Origin of the sequence: Kribbella sp. NPDC003505, from assembly GCF_040610875.1 — a bacterium.
In the GTDB taxonomy this organism is placed as follows: Bacteria; Actinomycetota; Actinomycetes; order Propionibacteriales; family Kribbellaceae; genus Kribbella.
The window spans coordinates 49,266-68,842 of record NZ_JBEXNA010000012.1 but is presented as its reverse complement, the minus strand read 5'-3'; the positions used below and the strand labels follow the sequence as shown (position 1 = coordinate 68,842).

Sequence of the window (19,577 nt, the reverse complement as noted above, 5' to 3'; positions counted from 1 at the left end):
CATGAGTGTGCTGATCACGGGGGCGCTGGTCGTCGACGGCTCGGGCTCCCCCGGGTACCACGCCGACGTCGCGGTCGACGCCGGACGGATCGTCGCCATCGGCCACGACCTGCCGGCCGCGCACCGGACGATCGACGCGGACGGGCTGGTGCTGTCGCCCGGGTTCATCGACATGCACTCGCACTCGGACCTGCAGATCCTCGTCAACCCCGACCACACCGCCAAGGTCAGTCAGGGCGTGACGCTGGAGGTGCTGGGTCAGGACGGCCTGTCCTTCGCGCCGATCGACGACCCGACGCGCGCCGTCGTCCGCCGCCAGATCGCCGGCTGGAACGGGGAGCCGGACGACTTCGACTTCTCCTGGTCGACGGTCGCCGGGTACCTCGACCGGCTCGACCAGGGCATCGCGTGCAACGCGGCGTACCTGGTCCCGCAGGGCACGCTGCGCATGATGGTCGTTGGGACCTCCAACCGTCCGGCGACCGGTGCCGAGCTCGCGCGGATGCAGCAGCTGCTCGCCGACGGCCTGCGCGAGGGCGCGGTCGGGATGAGCAGCGGTCTGACGTACACACCGGGCATGTTCGCGAGCACGGACGAGCTGGTTGCGCTGTGCGAGGTCCTCGCGTCGTACGGCGGCTACTACGCGCCACATCAGCGCTCCTACGGGAAGGGCGCGCTGGAGGCGTACGGCGAGATGGTCGAGGTGGCGCGCCGCTCCGGGTGTGCGCTGCACCTGACCCACGCGGTGATGAACTTCGCCCCGAACGCCGGCCGCGGCGACGAGCTGGTCGCGATGATCGACAAGGCGCTGGCCTCCGGGGTCGACGTCACCACCGACACCTATCCGTACCTGCCTGGGGCGACCACCCTGGCCGCGATCCTGCCGAGCTGGACGGCCGAGGGCGGGCCGGACGCGCTGCTCGCGCGGCTCCGCGATCCGTCCGCGCGTGAACGCATCACGTACGAGCTGGAGCAGGTCGGGTCCGACGGCTGCCACGGCTGCGTCGTCGAATGGGACACGATCGAGATCGGCGGCGTCCGCAACCCCGCGCTGTCCGGCGCGGTCGGCCGGACCGTCGCGGCTCTCGCGCAGCGCACCGGGAAGCCGGCCGCGGACGTCTTCTTCGAGATCCTGCTGGCCGACGACCTCGCCACCTCGATCCTGCAGCACGTGGGCCACGAGGAGAACGTGCGCGCGATCATGCGGCACCCGTCGCACACGGGCGGCTCGGACGGGATCCTGGTCGGCGGGAAGCCGCATCCGCGGTCGTGGGGCACGTTCCCGCGGTACCTCGCCCACTACGTCCGCGAGCTCGGCGTCCTCGACCTCGCCGACTGCGTCCACCACCTCACCGGCCGCGCCGCCCGCCGGCTCCGGCTTCCGGATCGCGGCCTGGTGCGGGAGGGGTACGCCGCCGACCTGGTCCTGTTCGACCCGGCCACCGTGCGGGACGCCGCCACGTTCCCCGAGCCGCGCCGGCAGGCCGAAGGCATCCCGTACGTGTTCGTCAACGGCGTCCCCGTCATCGACGACTCGCACCGAACCGCCGCCGTCCCCGGCCGCGCGATCCGCCGTACTCCCATCCCTGCGCCGTCTGAGAGGAACCTGTTGTGAACACCCTGGAGCTGCTCCGCGCCGATCGGGTCCTGACCGTCGTCCGGGCGCCGGAGATCTCCGACGCCCGTGACCTGTGCGCCGCGCTGGTCGCGGGCGGCATCCACGTCGTCGAGCTCACCTACACCACGCCTGACCTCCCCCGGCACCTGGAACGCGCTGCCTCCACGGCCGCCGACACCGGCGCGGTCGTCGGCGCCGGTACGGTGCAGACCGCCGACCAGGCCACGCAGGCGATCAACGCCGGCGCGCAGTTCCTCGTGACGCCCGGCCAAGGTCCCGAGGCCGCAGCGATCGCCGATGCCGCGCACGCCGCAGGCATCCCCGTTGTCCTCGGCGCCTTCACTCCGTCCGAGGTGATGACCGCGCTGGCGCTGGGCTCGGCGGCGGTGAAGATCTTCCCGGCGCACGCCCTGGGCCCGAAGTACTTCAAGGACCTCAACGGCCCGTTCCCCGGCGTCCCGCTGATCCCGTCCGGCGGCGTCAACGCGACCAACGCCCACGACTTCCTGGCGGCCGGCGCCCTCGCCGTCAGCGCGGGCACCGACGTCGTCTCCCCCGCCGACGTGGCCGCTGCCAACTGGGAATCCATCACCGGCAAGGCCAAGACTTTCTGTGCAGCCCTCTGACCTGTTGCACGGTCTTACTGCACGGTCTTACTGCATGGTCTTACTGCACGGTGATGCTGCCGTAGCGGGTGCGTAGGTACAACTGGTGGGTGGCTGACTGGTCGTTGGGGACGCTGAGATCCGTCGAGCCCTGCGCAGCGACCGCGTCGATCCCGTACGACACCGTCCGCGGGACCTGCACCGTGATGGACCCGTCGCTCGCGGTCGCCCGGACCCGATCCGGTGGATTGTCGAAGAACAGCGTGATCGACCCGCCCCGGACGTTGACCGAGACGTCCGGACTGCGCACCCGCGCCAGATTCACCGAGCCCCCGGTCGCGTCCAGCGTCAGCGGCGACGCGACTCCGGCCACCTCCAGCGCCACCCGCTCGACCTTGGCCTCCACGGCGGCCTCGGCCGGCACCTCGACCGTCAGGTCCACATGGCAGTGAACATCGGGGCACCGAGCCCCGATGGTCGTCACGCCGGCCATCGGCGAGATCCTGATGTCCGGCTTGGCCGCCGCGTACGACCCGCTGACGGTGACGTGGACCTTCCCGTCCACGCTCGCCTGCACCTGCGTCGGCACATCGGACGCGATCCGCACGCCCTGCGCCGGCGCCGCGAACTCGGTCGCGAAGTTGTAGCCCAGCTTTCCCCGGATCGTCCCGACCGTCACAGCCACGCCGCCCACCAGCAGCGCCAGGAGCGGCACCAGTCCGAGGAGCAGCATCGTCCGCTGGGCCTTCGTCAGCTGCATCAGGTCTCCAGGTACTTCAGCACGGCGAGCACCCGGCGGTGCTCGCCGTCGGTCGGCGCCAGCCGCAGCTTCTGGAAGATGCTGCTGATGTGCTTCTCGATCGCTCCCTCGCCGACGACCAGCGCCCTCGCGATGCCGGCGTTCGACCTGCCTTCCGCCATGGCGCGGAGAACGTCCTGTTCCCGCGGGCTCAGCACCGCGAGCGGATCCTCCTTGCGCGATCGCACCAGCAACTGGGAGATCACCTCCGGATCCAGCGCCGCGCCGCCGCCCGCGACCCGGCGCAGCCCCTCGATGAACTGGTCGACGTCGGCGACCCGGTCCTTCAGCAGATACCCGACGCCGCCGGGGTTCCCGCCGATCAGCTCGCTCGCGTACCGCTCCTCGACGTACTGCGACAGCACGAGCACGCCGACCTCCGGATACTGCCCGCGGATCACCAGCGCGGCCCGCAGTCCCTCGTCGGTGAACGTCGGCGGCATCCGTACGTCGACCACGCACACCTGCGGCCGATGCGCCTCGACCGCCTTCAGGAGCGCGTCGCCGTCGCCGACCGCCGCCACGACGACGCAGTCCTCCTCCTCGAGCAGTCGCACGATGCCTTCCCGCAGCAGCACCGAATCCTCGGCGATCACCACGCGTATCCGGTCGGTCTCCTCAGCCATGTCCTCAGCCACAGGGCAGCTCCGCGATCAGGACGGTCCCGCGACCGGGCGGACTGTGCACGATCAGTCGTCCGTCCACACCGGCCACCCGGTCGGACAGCCCGCGCAACCCGCTCCCTTTGGCCGGGTCGGCCCCACCCTGACCGTCGTCCCGAATATCGACCAGCAAGATGTCTCCTTCCCGCCGCACCACCACCTCCGCAAAGGCGGCGGCAGCGTGCTTGGCCACGTTGGCCAGCGCCTCGGTCACGACGAAGTACGCGAGCGCCTCGATCGTCAGCGACGGCCTGGGCTGGACGTCGACGCGCAGCCGGATCGGCACCGGCGACCGCACCGCCACTCCCGACAGCGCCGCGTCCAGCCCGCGATCGGTCAGCACCGGGGGATGCAGCCCCCGGGTCAGGTCACGGATCTCGGTGATCGCCTGCATCGCCTCCGAGTGCGCCGTCTCGATCATCGCCCGCACCGTCGGCTCCCTGTCCCCGAGCCGGTTCTTCGCCCGGCCGAGCGTCATGGCCAGCGAGACCAGCCGCAGCTGCGCACCGTCGTGCAGATCCCGCTCCATCCGGCGCCTCTCGGCCTCCACCGAGTCGACAACCTGTTGGCGGCTCGTCACGAGCTGGTTGACGCGCTCCGCGAGGGCGCCGGTCTCCGAGCGCCCGAGCAACGACCGCGCGAGCTCCCCGTCCAGAGCCGACGCAGCCCGCATCAGCACCGGCGACACGACCAGCAGGAGCAACACACCGATCGCCGCCACGACCGACGCCTTCGTCATCGTGTCGATCACGAACGGCCCGAGCTGCGCCTGCGACGCGGCGAACGCCGAGTAGTACACCGGCAGCGTGACCAGCACCGGCGGAACCGACCATGCGAACACGATCGCCGGGATCCATACCATTGCCAGCAGCAACAGCAACGCGTAGTACAGCAGCTGCCGCCACAGACCGATGTCTGCCACTGCCGCCCGGGCGTCGCCGATCCGGGATCCGGTCGGAGGCGGTGGCACCAGCGGCAGGATCTCCTGGCCGCGAGTGATCCGCGCACGCGCCCGCTCCCACCCGCCGACCGCGTAGACGAGCCGATTCGCGCCGACGGTCAGCGGAAGGCCGACGTACGCAAGTGGCCAGGCGAGGATCGCGACCGCGACCGCGATCAGCACGAGGAATCCGGACGTGAGCACAACGACCGCGTCGCCGAGCAGGTGAATGGTTGCCAGCCACAAGTACGGCGAGCGCCAGAGCCGCCAGGGCGTCCGGGGGACCGGACTCGCAGCAACCGTCATCCGGACCACCTCCCCGTGTCAGCGCCTGCTTGCCGTCACAACTTACGTGGTCGGCCCGGCCGAGCGGCATGAGGACAACCCACGGATCCGACCGGGGGTTATCCCCACCCGCATTCGTGGGCTGACCGCACTGTGCGGAACAGCCGAAACGCGGATTCTCGAAGGCATGACGACGACAGCGATCAGCAGCCCCGGCGACCTCGGCCGGGCCATGGACGGACGGCTCGGGGACGCGATCGACGACCGCGTGGCCGAGGCGCTCGACGACTACATCGCCGAGGGGCGGCTGGACGGCCGGATCCGCCCCCGCCGCTCACCCGGCGGCCTGGCCGCTCTGGTCGCGGCCGGGACGGCGGCGGTGCTGCTGCCCTGGTGCCTGATTCTCGCCGCCACACTGCCGAGCACGTACCAAGCGAGCCACTGGAAGCTCACCTGGATCGGGCTCGACTGCGCCACCGCGATCGCCGCCGGCCTCACGGCGTACCTGCTGCACAAACGCAGCAAGTACGCCGCTCTGACCGCGATGGCCGCCGGGACACTGCTCACGGCCGACGCCTGGTTCGACGTGAGCACGGCGGCCGCCGGCTTCGACCGCACCCTCTCGCTGACGGAGGCTCTCCTCCTGGAGCTGCCACTCGCCGTCTGCGCCTTCGTGGTCGCCGCCCGTGAACTCAGACGATGAGCTCCAGGACGGGGCCCTCGTGCAAGGCTCGGTAGACCTTGTCCCGCAGGACATTGGCCTCCGCGTCGGTGAGCGTGCGATCCACCGGGCGAAGGACCAGCCGGACCAGGAGATTGCGTTGCCCCTGGCTCATCCGGAGACGCTCACGGGCACTCGCCGGCAAGTCGTCGTACGACGTTTCGCCCAGCACCTCCAGCGACTCCGCGGCATCGGCATCCGCCCCGAGCGCGGCGCGCACCTTGTCGCCGAGCACCTCCGCCGACACGTCCGTGCCCTCGTTCACCACGACGGACAGGTCGCGCCGGACCGGCGGCATCGACGAGACCGCCTTGTAGGGCAGCAGGTCCAGCATCTGCCCCGCCACCCGCGGATCCGTCGAGCGGAGCAACCGGATGTCCCGGATCCCCTTGCGGAGCATCAGCAGCCGGTCCAGCCCCGGCCCCATCGCGAGTCCGGTCCAGCTGTCGTCGAGCCCGGCCATCCGCAGGACGTGCGGCGCCGCGACCCCGCACTCACCGATCTCGATCCACTGATCGTCCAGCAGGACGTCGATCTGACGCCCGTGGATCGTGTACGGGTGGACCGCCGGCACGGTGCGGTAGGTCTGCCCGGGCAGGACGGTGTCGACCAGCCGGGCAATCATGTCCTCCAGCTCCGGCTCTCCCAGCGTCACATTCCGGCTGAGCCGCCACAGGTCGAGCTGATGCGGCGTACCGGTGTGCTGCCAGTCGACCGAGTCCCGGCGGTAACAGATGCCGGCACAGATCATCAGCACGTCGGACGACTCCGACGCGGCGAGCTCCCGCAGCGCGGGCGGGATCATCGCCGACGTGTGACTGCGCAGCACCTCGTTCGCCGACACGTACCGCGTGTAGCGAGCCTCCCGGGTCACCGCGTCGGTGGCGTAGCCCAGGTTGTCGTAGTTGTCGGCCAGCGAGACGGCGGGATGATCGCGGCGGGTCCAGATCTCGGTGTACGGCCAGGCCGCGCCGAGTGCGGTGCGGATCGAGTCGACGACGAGCTGGACCGCGTGTGGCCCCTGGGCCGGATCGGTGAGATCGCGCAGCGCGAGGGCAGAATGCAGTTCTTCAACGGTGAGGACAGACATGGGTTTCTCTCCAGGATGACGGTCTCGACGGGGGTCCACCCCGGTCGGCCGCGGTCACCTCAGGAGAGAGCGCAGCAGCAGCTCACCCCGTCGGCACCGTCGTGCCGGCCGGGGCGCAGAAATCGCCGCCCGTGCTGCGTCATGTGTCCCATCGTACCGGGCGGCTCCCAGCCGCGCCGCGGAATTACGCACCGGCCGCGGAACCGGCGGGTGCGACGATGGGCCGCATGCGATGGATCGACACCCTGGAAGGCGCGGCCGCCGGGAAGTTGCCGGAGGCCGTGCACCGCTACTTCCGGCAGGGCTCGGCCGGCGGAGTCAGTGTCGGCGAGGCCACCGTCGCCTGGTCGTCGTTCCGGTTCCGTCCACACGTGCTGAACGACGTGTCCACCATCTCTTTGGGTACGACGGTGCTCGGCACCCCCGTCGACGCGCCCATCCTGATCGCGCCGTCGACGATGCAGCGGATGGCCGACCCCGACGGCGAGCTCGCGATGGCGCGCGGCGTCAACGCGGCGGGATCGGTCCTCGGTGTCTCCAGCAACGCCGGCACGACGTTCGCCGAGCTCGGCGCGACAGGTGTCCCGTGGTGGCTGCAGATCTACGTCGTACGCAATCGGGAGATCACGCTCAGGATGCTCGACGCCGCGGTCGCCGCCGGGGCGCGGGCGATCGTGCTCACCGTCGACACTCCGGTCGTCGGGCGCAAGGAGGACGAAGGCGAGACGGTCTGGGATCTGGCGCAGCCGGGCCACCTGCTGGCCAACCTCCCCGACGGCGACTGGACGGACGACGACCTCGCAAAAGCCGACGATCTGAACCCCGACGTGATCGGCTGGCTCGCCGGGCGCACCGGCCTGCCCGTGGTCGTCAAGGGGGTGCTGCGCGGCGACGACGCGAAGCGCTGCGCGGACGCGGGAGCCGCCGGCATCATCGTCTCGAACCACGGCGGCCGTCAGCTCGACGGCTCCGTCGCCACCGCACAGGCCCTGCCCGAAGTGGCCGAGGCCGTCGCCGGAAGCAACCTCGAGGTGTACGTCGACGGCGGTATCCGCCGGGGCGAGCACATCCTCGCCGCCCTCGCGCTCGGCGCCCGCGCGGTCTTCGTCGGCCGTCCCGCGCTGTGGGCCCTCACAGTCGGCTCGTCCGGCGGCGTCACCCGGCTGCTGTCCGACCTTGCCGAGGAGCTCGACCACACCTTGCGGCTGGTCGGCGTCTCGTCGCCGTCGTCGCTGACACCGGACCTCGTCACGTCGGCGGGGCCGAGATGAGCTTGCGCATCGTCGGCCTGAACGCGTTCCTGCCGGGTTTCCGGCTCGTGCACGAGTTCGCCGAGCGCAACGGTCACGAGGTGGTGCTGGTGGTGACGCTCCCGGAAACCAGCAGGTACGGCGCCTCCCACCCGATGGTCGCAGGGCTGCCGGAGAGCACGAACGTGCTGATCACCCGCAAACTCCGCACGGTGGCTGCGCCGGTGATCGCCGCGCTGCAGCCCGATGTGATCATCTCGGCCGCGTTTCCCCGCCTGATTCCGGGCGAGATCCTCGACATCCCGACGTACGGCGCGGTCAACTGCCACCCGTCACCGCTGCCCGCCGGCCGCGGGCCGACACCGCAGCGGCTGATCTACGAAGGTGACGAGCGGGTCGGGGCCACGGTGCACCGGACCGCCGCCGAGTTCGACACCGGCGCGATCCTCGCCCAGCGCATCGCGCCGCTGCCCGACGACCTGAACGGCACCGGGCTCATGCAGTCCTGGCGCACGCTGCTCAGCGAATGCCTCGACGAGGCTGTTCCGCGGCTCGTCGCCGGCGATCCCGGCGAACCGCAAGACCCGTCCGCGGCGTCCGAAGCGCCGTTCTTCACCGACGCCGAACGCCTCCTCGACCCGACCGAGCCGTCCAGGGTGATCCGCCGCAAGGCCGCCGCCCTCAACGTCACCGCCCCCACCGCCGAGCTCGAGCTCGACGGCGCCACCCATCTCATCACCCGCACAGATCCCGCGGACGTCAGCAGCTCCGCCGAGCCAGGCACCGTCCTCGAGTACCACCCCGACGGCTGGACGATCCAAACCGCCGACACTCCCCTCCGCCTGACCCGCGCCTGACCACCCAGCCGCCACCGACGGCGGGCCCGTCGAGTCGTGATAATTGGCGGCTCAGAAGAGCCACAATCCACGACTCGCAGTTTCGAGCCTCGACCATTCGCCACGACTCGGCGCAGCCGCGACCGGGCGGCGCCGGATCAGCGGGACGGCACCGGCGGGCAGCTCCGCAGGAGCCGAGGCGAATCCGCGGGGGCAACAGAAATGCCCCCGGGTGATCCCGGGGGCATTCTGATGAAGATGCGAGGCTCAGGCCTCGGCCGACTCCTCGGTGAGGTTGCGGCTCAGGTTGGGGTCAACCTGGACGCCCGGCCCCATCGTGGTGGAGAAGACCGTCTTCTTGATGTAGCGGCCCTTCGAGCTGGCCGGCTTCAGCCGGAGGATCTCCTCGAGCGCGGCGCTGTAGTTCTCCACCAGCTGGGCCTCGTCGAACGACGCCTTGCCGATGATGAAGTGCAGGTTCGCGTGCCGGTCGACCCGGAACTCGATCTTGCCGCCCTTGATGTCGGACACGGCCTTGGTCACGTCCGGGGTGACCGTCCCCGTCTTCGGGTTCGGCATCAGACCACGCGGGCCGAGGACGCGACCGAGGCGGCCGACCTTGCCCATCAGGTCAGGGGTGGCGACGACCGCGTCGAAGTCGAGCCAGCCGTCGGTCACCTTCTTGATCATGTCGTCGTCGCCCACGAAGTCGGCGCCGGCGGCCTTCGCCTGCTCGGCCTTCTCACCGGTGGCGAAGACGAGGACCCGTGCCGTCTTGCCAGTGCCGTGCGGAAGGTTGACGGTGCCGCGCACCATCTGGTCGGCCTTGCGGGGGTCGACCCCGAGACGCATCGCGACGTCCACGGTGGAGTTGAACTTCTTGCTGCCGGCGGCGTCCTTGGCCAGCCGGATCGCCTCCAGCGGCGTGTACAGGTGATCGAAGTCGATCTTCTCCGCGGCGGCGCGGTAAGCCTTGCTGCGCTGTGCCATTACTGCTGTTCCTCTCTGGGGTGTGGTCTCCGGGCGGCGCTTCGCCCTGCCACTACTTCACGAAAAGTTGGGGTGCGATCAGCCGTCGACGGTGACGCCCATGGAGCGCGCCGTGCCCTCGATGATCTTCATCGCGGCGTCGATGTCGCGGGCGTTCAGGTCCGGCATCTTGGTGGTGGCGATCTCGCGGACCTGGTCCTTGGTGATCTTGCCGACCTTGTCCTTGTGCGGGACCGGCGAGCCCTTCTGCAGACCGGCGGCCTTCTTGATCATCTCCGGCGCCGGCGGCGTCTTGGTGACGAAGGTGAAGGAACGGTCTTCGTAGATCGTGATCTCGACCGGTACGACGTTGCCGCGCATGGACTCCGTCTGGGCGTTGTACGCCTTGCAGAACTCCATGATGTTGACGCCGTGCGGACCGAGCGCGGTACCGACCGGCGGTGCCGGCGTCGCGGCACCGGCCTGGAGCTGCACCTTGACCAGGGCAGCGATCTTCTTCTTGGGAGGCATTCTGTCGGGTCCTTAGACTTTCTGGATCTGGTTGAAGCTGAGTTCCACCGGGGTCTCCCGGCCGAAGATCTCCACCAGGGCCTTGATCCGCTGGGCCTCGGCGTTGATCTCCGTGACTGTGGCGTGCAGGGTCGCGAACGGCCCGTCGACCACCATGACCGAGTCTCCGACACCGAAGTCGGCGACCTCGACCTTCTTCTTGGCCGCGGTCTTGGCGGGTGCGGCGCCGGCTTCGGCTGCCGCCGCCTCGGCCGCCGCCACGACGGCCGGAGCGAGCATCTTCTCCACCTCTTCGAGGCTGAGCGGGACCGGCTTCTGGCTGTTCCCGACGAAGCCGGTCACCGACGGCGTGTGCCGCACGGTCGACCAGGACTCGTCGGTCAGGTCCATCCGGACCAGCACGTAGCCGGGGAGCACCGTGCGCTTCACCATCCGGCGCTGCCCGTTCTTGATCTCGGCGACCTCCTCGGTCGGCACGATGATCTCGAAGATGTAGTCCTCCATGTTCAGGGAGTTGATCCGGTTCTCCAGGTTGCCCTTGACCCGGTTCTCCATCCCTGAGTACGTGTGCACGACGTACCAGTCGCCGATCTGCGACCGCAGCCGGGTGCGCAGCTCCTCGAGCGGGTCGCCCGGCTCCTCGGGCTCCGCCTCCGCGACCTCCGCGTCGTCGTCCTCGTCGTCCTCGGTCGCGGCGGCGGCTACCGCCAGCGCCTCGACGTCCGCGTCGTCGTCGGACTCGTCGTCGCCGGAGTCCGCGTCGGAGTCCTCGTCGCCGCTGGAGAAGACGACCTCGTCGTCGGCGGCCGGCACCTCGGCGGTGCTCAGCGGCGCGGTCTCCGCGGTCTCGTCGGCCAGCTCCTCGGCGGCTTCCTCTACGTCGTCGGCGGTCACGACCTCGGCGTCCTCGGCCTCGTCGGCGGCCGGGACCACCACGACCGGCTCGTCGTCGGACTCGTCGGCGTCCGCCCGCGGCGTCTCGTACTCGTCGTCGGCGGAGTACTCGTCGTCGTCGTCCTCGTCGTCCGCGTCCTCGTCCGCGTCGAGGTCCGCGAACGGGTCGTCGTCATCGTCGTCGTCACCGAAGAGGTCGTCGTCGGTGGCGTTCTCGTCGAAATCGAGGTCGTCGTCGGAGTCGGATACGTCGAACTCGTCCTCGTAGTCGAGGACCTCGTCGTCGCGCTCGGACACGTCGTACTCCGTCATCTGTGGATCGGGGTCTTGTCTGCTTCGGGTCGGGTCAGGAGCCCGGGACCTACGGTGCGGATCGTGATGGGCGGCCTCAGCCGAAGATCTTGAACATCGCCCAGCCGAAGGCGAGGTCGAGGACCGAGACGATCGCGATGACGAACACCACGAAGGTCAGGACGACCACGAAGTAGGTGGAGAGCTGCTTGCGGGTCGGCCAGACGACCTTGCGGAGCTCGGCAACCACCTGGCGGTAGAAGCGCAGCAGGCCCCTGCCCTGCTTGCCTTCCGCAGGCTTGCCGGCGCCGGACGGTGCCGGGGTGCGCGTCTCCGTCACGACCTACCTCTTTCGCTAGCGGCGGCCTGACCGGCCCTGCGCCGGTCAGGATTTGCAGGGCACGAGGGACTTGAACCCCCAACCTTCGGTTTTGGAGACCGATGCTCTGCCAGTTGAGCTAGTGCCCTCTGCAATCCATCCGGACGCCGCGTCGGACCTGATCTCGGGCATGCCGGATCAGGGCCACCAACGCCCGGACCTAGAGAAGTGTACGGGGTCGGAGCCACCTGGTCGAACTCAGCCTCGACCTGGTCCTTTTCCCGTACGACCACCCACCGGGCGCCGCACCGCGGTCAGAACCATACAGCCTCCAGATGGTCCCAACGCACAGCACCCCCGGCGCGTTCCCCGGCCCATCCCCTGAAACCCGGGCGCGACGCCGTCCGGCGTGGTGCCAGGATGGGCGGTATGGGTTCCAGGATCTCGGCGCGGATCGGCGCCATCAGTGAATCGGCGACGCTGGCGGTCGACAGCAAGGCGAAGGCGCTCAAGGCGGCCGGGCGTCCGGTGATCGGGTTCGGCGCGGGCGAGCCGGACTTCCCGACGCCGGACTACATCGTCGAGGCCGCGGTCGCGGCGGCGCGGGATCCGAAGAACCACCGGTACAGCCCGGCCGGCGGTCTGCCGGAGCTCAAGCAGGCGATCGCCGACAAGACCAAGCGGGACTCCGGCTACGAGATCGAGCCCTCCCAGGTCCTGGTCACGAACGGCGGCAAGCACGCGGTGTACAACGCGTTCGCGACGCTGCTCGACCCAGGTGACGAGGTGCTGCTCCCCGCGCCGTACTGGACGACGTACCCGGAGGCGATCCGGCTGGCCGGCGGGGTGCCGGTCGAGGTGCTCGCCGACGAGTCGCAGAACTACTGCGTCACCGTCGAGCAGCTCGAGGCCGCCCGGACGGAGCGGACCAAGGTCCTGCTGCTCTGCTCGCCGAGCAACCCGACCGGCGCGGTCGACACCCCGGAGGCGATCGAGGCGATCGGCCGCTGGGCGCTCGAGCACGACCTGTGGGTGGTCACCGACGAGATCTACGAGCACCTGACGTACGGCGACGTCCGGGCGACCTCGGTCCCGGTCGCCGTACCGGAGCTGGCCGACCGCACCGTCGTCTTGAACGGGGTCGCGAAGACGTACGCGATGACCGGCTGGCGGGTCGGCTGGATGATCGGCCCGAAGGACGTGATCAAGGCCGCGACCAACCTGCAGTCGCACCAGACGTCGAATGTGTGCAACGTGGCCCAGCGGGCCGCGCTCGCGGCGGTCTCGGGCGACCTGAGCGCGGTGGACGAGATGAAGGTCGCGTTCGACCGGCGCCGCCGGACCATGGTCCGGATGCTCAACGAGATCCCCGGTGTCGAGTGCCCGGAGCCGACCGGCGCCTTCTACGCGTACCCATCGGTCAAGGGCGTCCTCGGCAAGGAGATCAACGGGCGTACGCCGGCCACGTCGGCCGAGCTGGCCGACCTGATCCTCGACGAGGTCGAGGTGGCGGTCGTGCCGGGTGAGGCGTTCGGCGCGCCCGGGTACCTGCGGCTGTCCTACGCGCTCGGCGACGACGACCTGGTCGAGGGCCTCGGCCGGATCGCCAAGCTGCTCGGCTGACCGGCGGATTTCGCCGGTCGGGTAGGGCCTCGGTAACCTTCGGTAATGACGCAGCGGGATCTGCGGGTGCTGCCGAAAACGCACCTGCATCTGCACTTCTCCGGGTCGATGCGGCACTTGACGCTGGTCGAGCTGGCGGACAAGCACGGCGTGCGGCTGCCGGACGCGCTGCGGACCGACTGGCCGCCGGAGTTGTCGGCGGCGGACGAGCGCGGCTGGTTCCGGTTCCAGCGGCTGTACGACATCGCCCGCTCGGTGCTGCGGACCGAGGACGACGTCCGGCGCCTGGTCCGTGAGGCGGCCGAGGACGACCGGGCCGACGGCTCGCGCTGGCTGGAGATCCAGGTCGACCCGTCCGGATACGCGAACCGCTTCCACGGCATCACCGAGTTCACCGACCTGGTGCTCGACGCCGCCCGCGACGCGGCCGCGTCGACCGGCATCGCCGTACAGGTGGTGATCGCCGCGAACCGGACGCGGCATCCGCTCGACGCCCGGACACTGGCCCGGCTCGCGACGCAGTACGTCGGACGCGGCGTGGTCGGGTTCGGCCTGTCGAACGACGAGCGCCGCGGGACGACGTCCGAGTTCGAGCCGGCGTTCCGCATCGCGCGGAGCGCCGGGCTGCTCGCGGCACCGCACGGCGGCGAGCTGTGCGGTCCGGCCACCGTGCGCACCTGCCTGGACGAGCTCGGCGCGGGCCGCATCGGCCACGGCGTCCGCTCCGTCGAGGACCCCGACCTGCTGAAGCGCATCGTCGACGCGCAGATCGCCCTCGAGGTCTGCCCCGCCTCGAACGTCTCGCTCGGCGTCTACCGCCGCCCCGAGGACGTCCCCCTCCGCGCGCTGTACGAGGCGGGCGCCCGGATCGCGCTCGGCGCCGACGACCCGCTGCTCTTCGGCTCCCGCCTCGCCGAGCAGTACGAGACCGCCCGCGCCGTCCACGGCTTCACCGACGCGGAGCTGGCCGATCTGGCCCGCGCCTCGGTCCTCGCCTCCACCGCCCCGCCCGAGGTCCAGAAGACCCTCCTCACCGAAATCGACGAATGGCTCGGAGCTCCCGCCACGGTCCCGGTCTGACCTTCCTGGCTCGGCACGGTCAGACCGAGTGGAACGTGGCGGGTCGCCGCCAGGGCCGGCTCGACTCGCCCCTCACGCCGCTCGGCGTCGAGCAGGCCCGCCGCAACGGTGTCCTGCTGAGCGGTGAAGGCATCGCTGCCGTCTTCGCCAGCCCGCTCGGACGGGCGCGGGCGACGGCCTCGATCATCGCGGCGCGGCTCGGGCTGGAGGTGAGCGTCGTCGACGATCTGGCGGAGATCGACCACGGGGCGTGGTCGGGGCTCGGCTCCGCGGAGATCGATGCGCGGTGGCCGGCGCAGCGGGAGGCGCGGGAGCAACAGAAGTACACGTACCGGTTTCCGGGTGGTGAGAGCTATGCGGACGGCGAGGTGCGCGCGGCGCAGGTCCTGGAGGAGATCGGGCGCAGGGGTGCGCGGCGGCCGTTGGTGGTGTCGCACGAGATGGTCGGGCGGATGCTGTTGCGGCAGCTCGGCGTACCGGATGCGCTCGGCACCCGGCAGCCATCGGACGTGGTTTATCGGGTGGACGCGGGCGGCGCGGTCGAACGGTTGTCGAGTTCCGGATAAGTGCCGGTTGCGTTCCGGTTGAGGTCATTGTCCGGGCGTCGGCGCGAGCCTAGCTTTGCGTACATGACGCCGACGAAGATCCTGCTGCCAGAAGACGAGCTCCCGACGCGTTGGTACAACGTGCTTCACGACCTGCCGACGCCCCCGCCACCGGTGCTGCATCCGGGCACGGGCCAGCCGATCGGGCCGGACGACCTCGCGCCGCTGTTCCCGATGGACCTGATCATGCAAGAGGTCTCGCAGGAGCAGTACGTCGACATCCCGGGCGAGGTGCTCGACGTCTACCGGCTGTGGCGGCCCAGCCCGCTGTATCGCGCGCATCGGCTGGAGAAGGCGCTCGACACCCCGGCCCGGATCTACTACAAGTACGAAGGCGTCTCACCGGCCGGCTCCCACAAGCCGAACACGGCTGTCCCCCAGGCGTTCTACAACGCCAAATCCGGCGTCCGGAAGCTCACCACCGAGACCGGCGCCGGCCAGTGGGGCACGGCGCTCGCGTTCGCCTGCGCGCAGTTCGGGCTGGAGTGCGAGGTCTGGCAGGTGCGTGCGTCCTACGACCAGAAGCCGTACCGGCGGACGATGATGCAGGTCTTCGGCGCGACCGTGCACCCGAGCCCGTCGGAGCTGACCGAGGCCGGCCGGAAGATCCTCGCCGGTGACCCGGACTCCACCGGTTCGCTCGGGATCGCGATCAGCGAGGCGGTCGAGGCCGCCGTGCAGGACCCGGAAGTGCACTACGCGCTCGGTTCGGTGCTCAACCACGTGCTGATGCATCAGACCGTCATCGGCGAAGAGGCGCTGATGCAGCTCGCGATGGTCGGCGAGACCGCCGACCTGATCGTCGGCTGCACGGGCGGCGGGTCGAACTTCGGCGGCCTGGCGTTCCCGTTCCTGCGGGAGAAGTGGGCCGGCCGGATGTCGCCGGTGGTGCGCGCGGTCGAGCCGGCGGCCTGTCCGTCGCTCACCCAGGGCACGTATGCCTACGACTTCGGCGACACCATCGGGATGACGCCGCTGATGAAGATGCACACGCTCGGCCACGATTTCGTCCCCGACCCGATCCACGCCGGCGGCCTGCGGTACCACGGGATGAGCCCGCTGATCAGCCACCTCTACGAGACCGGCGAGATCGAGGCCGTCGCGAAACCGCAGTCCGAATGCTTCGCCGCCGGCGTCCAGTTCGCCCGCACCGAGGGCATCGTCCCGGCGCCCGAGCCGACCCATGCGCTGGCGGCCGCGATCGAGGAAGCCCAACGCTGCAAGGAATCCGGCGAGGAGAAGGTCATCCTCACCGCGCTCTGCGGCCACGGCCACCTCGACCTGGCGGCGTACGACGCCTACCTGTCCGAAGCCATGACCGACCGCAGCTGGGAGGACGCCGACATCCAGTCAGCCGTCGCTGAAGCCCTGACCCGCCTGCCCGCCGTCAACTGACGATCGAGCACCTGCCGACCGCCGGCCTCAGCGGCCCCCGCGCTTCCACCAAGGCTTGGGCCGCTTGGCCACCGCGGTGAGCCAATCCTCCGGGATGGCCCAACCACGGGACGCCAACGCGTCGAAGTACTCGGCCTTCAGGCTGTCCGGCAGCCAGTACGTCGCCTTGTGGCTGAGGGACGCCTCGAAGTACGTCGTGCGTCGGCGACTGCTCCACACCGTGGCCTGACTCGAGCAGTAAGCCAGGCGTACGTAATCCCAGCGCGCCTGCTCGTCGTCCATGTCGAAGCCGCGCTCGACGACGCGACCTTTGGCACGCGGTTCCTGCTCGATCTCCTCGATCAGGTTCTGCACCAACACGCGGTCGTCGGTCAGCGTCTCCGGCAGCCGGAGCCCGACCGGATCCAGCACCACCGCGCCGAACCGCGGCCGCGCCACCTCCAGAAACACCTCGAGCAGCGCGAACGCTTCCTCCACCCGCCCGAACCGATCCAGCTCGGCGCGCAGCGTCGTCACGGCTTCCTCGGGCACCCTCCAACTCTAGACGGGGCCGATCCACGAGGGGCTTCCCCTATCTGCCCCGGGATGCCCCGCATCCTCACGCTCAGCAACCGCCACTGCACGCCGAAATCACCGTCGATTCGCGCATCACCCACCATCCGCGGCGGACGAAATCCCCTTTTTCCACAGGGATTCGGGGCAGATCGGGGCAGCGTGGGGCAGATCGTCCACAAGGCCTGATTTCGTGGTCGCAGAGGGTGTTCAGCGCCTTACAGTTACCGCCATGTCAGGGCCGAACGAGTTCCTCCGCGAGGCGCGGGAACGCACACCATCACGACGTGCACCGGGCGAACACATGTCCCGGAGCGAGCTTGCCGACACGATCTGCGCGTGGCTCTGGGACACGACCGAGATCAAGTACGACCTCGACGGGCACTACATCGCCAAGCTCGAGCGTGGCGCGGTCCGCTGGCCGGGCGCGGCGTACCGCTCCGGCCTGCGCCACGTGCTCGGGATCGCCTCGGACAGCGAGCTCGGATTCTTCCCACCCGCCGGAGTCGCCCTCAACGAGGCCGAGCCGGCACCGCCCGCGTCGATGGTCGGCCACGACGACGACCTGGTGAACGCCGGCGACGAGTCGATCGCGCTGCTGTCGTACGCCGAGGAGTCGAACGTCGGCGATCTCACCGTCGAGCAACTGCACGCCGACATCGAGCGGATCGCGCAGTCCTACCTCCGGACGCCGATCAGGCCGTTGTTCGTCAAGAGCCGGGCGATCCGGGACCGCGCGTTCGCGCTGCTGGCCGGCAACCAGGCGCCCCGGCAGTCCCGCGACCTGTACGCCGCGGCCGGCTGGGCGATCACCCTGCTGGCCTGGATGTCGGTCGACCTCGGCCGCCCGGACATCGCCGAGGGCCACACCCGGACGGCCTGGGCCTGCGCCGAGGCCGCGGACCACGACGTACTGCGTGGCTGGATCCGCGCGACCCAGCACACCGCCGCGTACTGGCAGGAGGACTTCGCGCGCGCGGCGGCGTACGCCGAGGACGGCCTGCGGTACAACGCCGGCACCGCGCGGCTGTTCCTCGCCAGCGCCGCCTCCGTCGACCTCGCCCGCCTCGGACGCACGGACAAGGCCCACGCACTCCTCGACATCGCCCGGACGATGGTCGTCCGCCCCGCCGACTCCGAGCCGGGCGGGGTCCTGCTCTGTACGCCGGAACGCGCCGAGGGGCTGTGGGCGAACACGCACCTGGCGTTCGGCGACGTGCGACTGACCTCGGACCACGCCGACCACAGTGTCGCCCTGTTCGAAGCGGTCGCGTACGCGCTGCGGAACGCAGGCTCCGAACGCATGGCCCGTCTGCAGCAGGCGAAGGCCCGGCTGCTCCTCGGCGAGCTCGACGGTGCGATCGAGGCGGCGGAGCCAGTGCTGCTGGTTCCGCCGGAGTACCGGGTTCGGCCGTTGATCCAGCGCGCCGCGGAGGTCGCGGCCCTGACCACGCCGTACGCGCGGAGCCCGAAGGGCCGGATGCTGCGGGACCGCGTCGCCGACTTCACCCAACGGACAGGGCTCCCGACCCGCCCGGAGTCCCCCGACCGACGACCCGTGCTCGAGGAGCAGACATGATCAGTGAAGTCCGCGATCACTGGTACTGGCGCCCGAACTGGCGTCCCGGACGGTCCTTCTATACCTGGCACGTCATCTTCCCCGACGACGCCGTGCTGACCGATCTGCACGGGGCGTACCAGCGGCTGGTGGGATCGCTGCCCGGGATCACGCCGGTGCCCGTGCAGTGGCTCCATCTGACGCTGCAGGGGATCGGGTTCGCGGACAAGGTGCCGCAGGCGGACCTCGCCCCGATCATCGAGGCGGCGCAACGCCGGCTCGAACACTTCCGGCCGTTCGAGATCAAGCTCGGCCCCGCGGTCGTCGACGTCGAGAGCCTGCAGCTACCGGTCACCCCCGTCGACCGCCTCCGCCGCCTCCGCGCCCAACTCCGCGCCGCCGTCACCGACGTCTGGGGCCGCGACTCCGTCCCCACCCTCCCCGAACTCGACCCCCACGTCTCCCTCGGCTACTGGAACCAGCCCGCTCCCGCCGCCCCTCTCCGCCAACGCGTCAACGCCCTCCCTGGCGGCACCGCCACTACCAACCTCACCCGCGTCACCCTCCTCAACCTCAACCGCGACCACCACCAGTACGAGTGGACCCCCCACGCCACCCTCGACCTAGGAGCCCGGGCCACCGAGACAGGAGCCAACTCATGAAGCCACGCCCCCTGTCCAGCGCCCCCACACCACCGATCGCTCCAGTGCCCCCGCCCTCGCACACCTTCCAAACCACCACCCCCACCACAGCCCACCCCACCCGCCGCCACGGAGTCCGGGCCAACGAGACAGGAGTAAATCGATGGAACCGCGGGCCCTGTCCGGCGACTTCGCCTCACCGATCGCTCAAGCGTGCCTGGACTCCCACACCTTCAAGACGACCAGCACCACCACAGCCGGTCCCACTGACGCCAGCCTCCGCCACGCAGCCCGGACCAACGAGACAGGAGCG

Annotated in this window: 20 protein-coding genes and 1 tRNA gene; 11 read left to right on the top strand and 10 right to left on the bottom strand. The window is 70.3% G+C overall.

Features of this window, described 5'->3' with window-relative positions:
* Position 1 precedes the first annotated feature (1 nt).
* Both ABZX12_RS33315 and ABZX12_RS33310 read left to right on the top strand, forming a co-directional pair.
* Positions 2–1,615, top strand: coding sequence for a D-aminoacylase (locus tag ABZX12_RS33315; protein WP_355699424.1), 1,614 nt, complete (start codon positions 2–4; stop codon positions 1,613–1,615).
* The gene (locus ABZX12_RS33310; RefSeq protein ID WP_355699423.1) at positions 1,612–2,244 is read left to right on the top strand and encodes a bifunctional 4-hydroxy-2-oxoglutarate aldolase/2-dehydro-3-deoxy-phosphogluconate aldolase; all 633 of its coding nucleotides are present in this window, start codon (positions 1,612–1,614) and stop codon (positions 2,242–2,244) included. Before ABZX12_RS33315 ends, ABZX12_RS33310 begins: the two co-directional genes overlap by 4 nt.
* A gap of 40 nt (positions 2,245–2,284) precedes the next feature.
* Here the strand turns inward: ABZX12_RS33310 and ABZX12_RS33305 are convergent, their stop codons facing one another.
* Genes ABZX12_RS33305 through ABZX12_RS33295 form a run of 3 tightly spaced genes read right to left on the bottom strand, consistent with a single transcriptional unit; the run spans position 2,285 to position 4,930 of the window.
* Positions 2,285–2,983: a DUF4097 family beta strand repeat-containing protein gene (locus ABZX12_RS33305; protein ID WP_355699422.1), complete on the bottom strand. Its 699-nt coding sequence runs from the start codon at positions 2,981–2,983 to the stop codon at positions 2,285–2,287.
* Positions 2,983–3,627, bottom strand: coding sequence for a response regulator transcription factor (locus tag ABZX12_RS33300; protein WP_355699645.1), 645 nt, complete (start codon positions 3,625–3,627; stop codon positions 2,983–2,985). The genes ABZX12_RS33305 and ABZX12_RS33300 overlap by 1 nt, the downstream gene beginning before the upstream one ends.
* A 25-nt stretch (positions 3,628–3,652) precedes the next feature.
* Positions 3,653–4,930 carry a sensor domain-containing protein gene (locus tag ABZX12_RS33295; protein WP_355699421.1) on the bottom strand — a complete coding sequence of 426 codons (1,278 nt, stop codon included), beginning with the start codon at positions 4,928–4,930 and terminating at the stop codon, positions 3,653–3,655.
* Between the two features lie 166 nt (positions 4,931–5,096).
* Between ABZX12_RS33295 and ABZX12_RS33290 the strand changes: the two genes are divergently transcribed.
* Positions 5,097–5,612, top strand: a complete 516-nt coding sequence (locus ABZX12_RS33290) for a hypothetical protein (RefSeq protein ID WP_355699420.1) — start codon at positions 5,097–5,099, stop codon at positions 5,610–5,612.
* Here ABZX12_RS33290 and ABZX12_RS33285 read toward each other — a convergent pair.
* On the bottom strand, positions 5,602–6,720 hold the full coding sequence (locus tag ABZX12_RS33285; protein WP_355699419.1) for a hypothetical protein: 1,119 nt from the start codon (positions 6,718–6,720) through the stop codon (positions 5,602–5,604). The two genes, ABZX12_RS33290 and ABZX12_RS33285, sit on opposite strands and share 11 nt — an antisense overlap.
* A 227-nt stretch (positions 6,721–6,947) precedes the next feature.
* On the opposite strand from ABZX12_RS33285, the gene ABZX12_RS33280 reads away from it, so the two are divergent.
* The gene (locus ABZX12_RS33280; protein ID WP_355699418.1) at positions 6,948–7,991 is read left to right on the top strand and encodes an alpha-hydroxy acid oxidase; all 1,044 of its coding nucleotides are present in this window, start codon (positions 6,948–6,950) and stop codon (positions 7,989–7,991) included.
* Entirely contained in the window at positions 7,988–8,827 is an 840-nt protein-coding gene (locus ABZX12_RS33275) for a formyltransferase family protein (protein ID WP_355699417.1), read from the top strand. The genes ABZX12_RS33280 and ABZX12_RS33275 overlap by 4 nt, the downstream gene beginning before the upstream one ends.
* A 246-nt stretch (positions 8,828–9,073) precedes the next feature.
* Here the strand turns inward: ABZX12_RS33275 and rplA are convergent, their stop codons facing one another.
* From rplA to ABZX12_RS33250, 5 genes are all read right to left on the bottom strand, one after another.
* Entirely contained in the window at positions 9,074–9,796 is a 723-nt protein-coding gene (rplA, locus tag ABZX12_RS33270) for a 50S ribosomal protein L1 (RefSeq protein ID WP_355699416.1), read from the bottom strand.
* A 78-nt stretch (positions 9,797–9,874) separates the two neighbouring features.
* Entirely contained in the window at positions 9,875–10,306 is a 432-nt protein-coding gene (rplK, locus tag ABZX12_RS33265) for a 50S ribosomal protein L11 (RefSeq protein ID WP_355699415.1), read from the bottom strand.
* Between the two features lie 12 nt (positions 10,307–10,318).
* Entirely contained in the window at positions 10,319–11,200 is an 882-nt protein-coding gene (gene nusG / locus ABZX12_RS33260) for a transcription termination/antitermination protein NusG (protein WP_355699644.1), read from the bottom strand.
* A 388-nt stretch (positions 11,201–11,588) separates the two neighbouring features.
* Positions 11,589–11,831: a preprotein translocase subunit SecE gene (gene secE, locus ABZX12_RS33255; RefSeq protein ID WP_130384685.1), complete on the bottom strand. Its 243-nt coding sequence runs from the start codon at positions 11,829–11,831 to the stop codon at positions 11,589–11,591.
* Positions 11,832–11,886: 55 nt separating this feature from the next.
* Positions 11,887–11,959: transfer RNA gene (locus ABZX12_RS33250), tRNA-Trp, on the bottom strand.
* A 280-nt stretch (positions 11,960–12,239) separates the two neighbouring features.
* On the opposite strand from ABZX12_RS33250, the gene ABZX12_RS33245 reads away from it, so the two are divergent.
* From ABZX12_RS33245 to ABZX12_RS33230, 4 genes are all read left to right on the top strand, one after another.
* Positions 12,240–13,433, top strand: coding sequence for a pyridoxal phosphate-dependent aminotransferase (locus ABZX12_RS33245; RefSeq protein ID WP_355699414.1), 1,194 nt, complete (start codon positions 12,240–12,242; stop codon positions 13,431–13,433).
* A 45-nt stretch (positions 13,434–13,478) separates the two neighbouring features.
* Complete coding sequence (locus tag ABZX12_RS33240) at positions 13,479–14,513, top strand: adenosine deaminase (RefSeq protein ID WP_355699413.1); 1,035 nt, start codon at positions 13,479–13,481, stop codon at positions 14,511–14,513.
* Positions 14,480–15,079, top strand: a complete 600-nt coding sequence (locus tag ABZX12_RS33235) for a histidine phosphatase family protein (protein ID WP_355699412.1) — start codon at positions 14,480–14,482, stop codon at positions 15,077–15,079. The genes ABZX12_RS33240 and ABZX12_RS33235 overlap by 34 nt, the downstream gene beginning before the upstream one ends.
* 63 nt (positions 15,080–15,142) lie before the next feature.
* Entirely contained in the window at positions 15,143–16,513 is a 1,371-nt protein-coding gene (locus ABZX12_RS33230; RefSeq protein ID WP_355699411.1) for a TrpB-like pyridoxal phosphate-dependent enzyme, read from the top strand.
* Positions 16,514–16,540: 27 nt separating this feature from the next.
* Here the strand turns inward: ABZX12_RS33230 and ABZX12_RS33225 are convergent, their stop codons facing one another.
* Positions 16,541–17,044 (bottom strand): hypothetical protein, encoded by a 504-nt coding sequence (locus tag ABZX12_RS33225; protein ID WP_355699410.1) that lies wholly within the window; start codon positions 17,042–17,044, stop codon positions 16,541–16,543.
* Positions 17,045–17,297: 253 nt separating this feature from the next.
* Here ABZX12_RS33225 and ABZX12_RS33220 point away from each other — a divergent pair, with 253 nt between their 5' ends.
* Both ABZX12_RS33220 and ABZX12_RS33215 read left to right on the top strand, forming a co-directional pair.
* Positions 17,298–18,644 (top strand): hypothetical protein, encoded by a 1,347-nt coding sequence (locus ABZX12_RS33220; protein WP_355699409.1) that lies wholly within the window; start codon positions 17,298–17,300, stop codon positions 18,642–18,644.
* Entirely contained in the window at positions 18,641–19,285 is a 645-nt protein-coding gene (locus ABZX12_RS33215; protein WP_355699408.1) for a 2'-5' RNA ligase family protein, read from the top strand. The genes ABZX12_RS33220 and ABZX12_RS33215 overlap by 4 nt, the downstream gene beginning before the upstream one ends.
* The last annotated feature ends 292 nt before the right edge of the window (positions 19,286–19,577 follow it).

Bases quoted from the DNA above. Each gene is read 5' to 3' on its own strand.
- rplA (WP_355699416.1), bottom strand. From the start codon at position 9,796: ATGGCACAGCGCAGCAAGGCTTACCGCGCCGCCGCGGAGAAGATCGAC.
- ABZX12_RS33285 (WP_355699419.1), bottom strand. From the start codon at position 6,720: ATGTCTGTCCTCACCGTTGAAGAACTGCATTCTGCCCTCGCGCTGCGC.
- ABZX12_RS33245 (WP_355699414.1), top strand. From the start codon at position 12,240: ATGGGTTCCAGGATCTCGGCGCGGATCGGCGCCATCAGTGAATCGGCG.
- rplK (WP_355699415.1), bottom strand. From the start codon at position 10,306: ATGCCTCCCAAGAAGAAGATCGCTGCCCTGGTCAAGGTGCAGCTCCAG.
- ABZX12_RS33235 (WP_355699412.1), top strand. From the start codon at position 14,480: ATGGCTCGGAGCTCCCGCCACGGTCCCGGTCTGACCTTCCTGGCTCGG.
- ABZX12_RS33315 (WP_355699424.1), top strand. From the start codon at position 2: ATGAGTGTGCTGATCACGGGGGCGCTGGTCGTCGACGGCTCGGGCTCC.
- ABZX12_RS33295 (WP_355699421.1), bottom strand. From the start codon at position 4,930: ATGACGGTTGCTGCGAGTCCGGTCCCCCGGACGCCCTGGCGGCTCTGG.
- ABZX12_RS33215 (WP_355699408.1), top strand. From the start codon at position 18,641: ATGATCAGTGAAGTCCGCGATCACTGGTACTGGCGCCCGAACTGGCGT.
- ABZX12_RS33280 (WP_355699418.1), top strand. From the start codon at position 6,948: ATGCGATGGATCGACACCCTGGAAGGCGCGGCCGCCGGGAAGTTGCCG.
- ABZX12_RS33240 (WP_355699413.1), top strand. From the start codon at position 13,479: ATGACGCAGCGGGATCTGCGGGTGCTGCCGAAAACGCACCTGCATCTG.
- ABZX12_RS33290 (WP_355699420.1), top strand. From the start codon at position 5,097: ATGACGACGACAGCGATCAGCAGCCCCGGCGACCTCGGCCGGGCCATG.
- ABZX12_RS33305 (WP_355699422.1), bottom strand. From the start codon at position 2,983: ATGCAGCTGACGAAGGCCCAGCGGACGATGCTGCTCCTCGGACTGGTG.
- ABZX12_RS33230 (WP_355699411.1), top strand. From the start codon at position 15,143: ATGACGCCGACGAAGATCCTGCTGCCAGAAGACGAGCTCCCGACGCGT.
- ABZX12_RS33220 (WP_355699409.1), top strand. From the start codon at position 17,298: ATGTCAGGGCCGAACGAGTTCCTCCGCGAGGCGCGGGAACGCACACCA.
- ABZX12_RS33275 (WP_355699417.1), top strand. From the start codon at position 7,988: ATGAGCTTGCGCATCGTCGGCCTGAACGCGTTCCTGCCGGGTTTCCGG.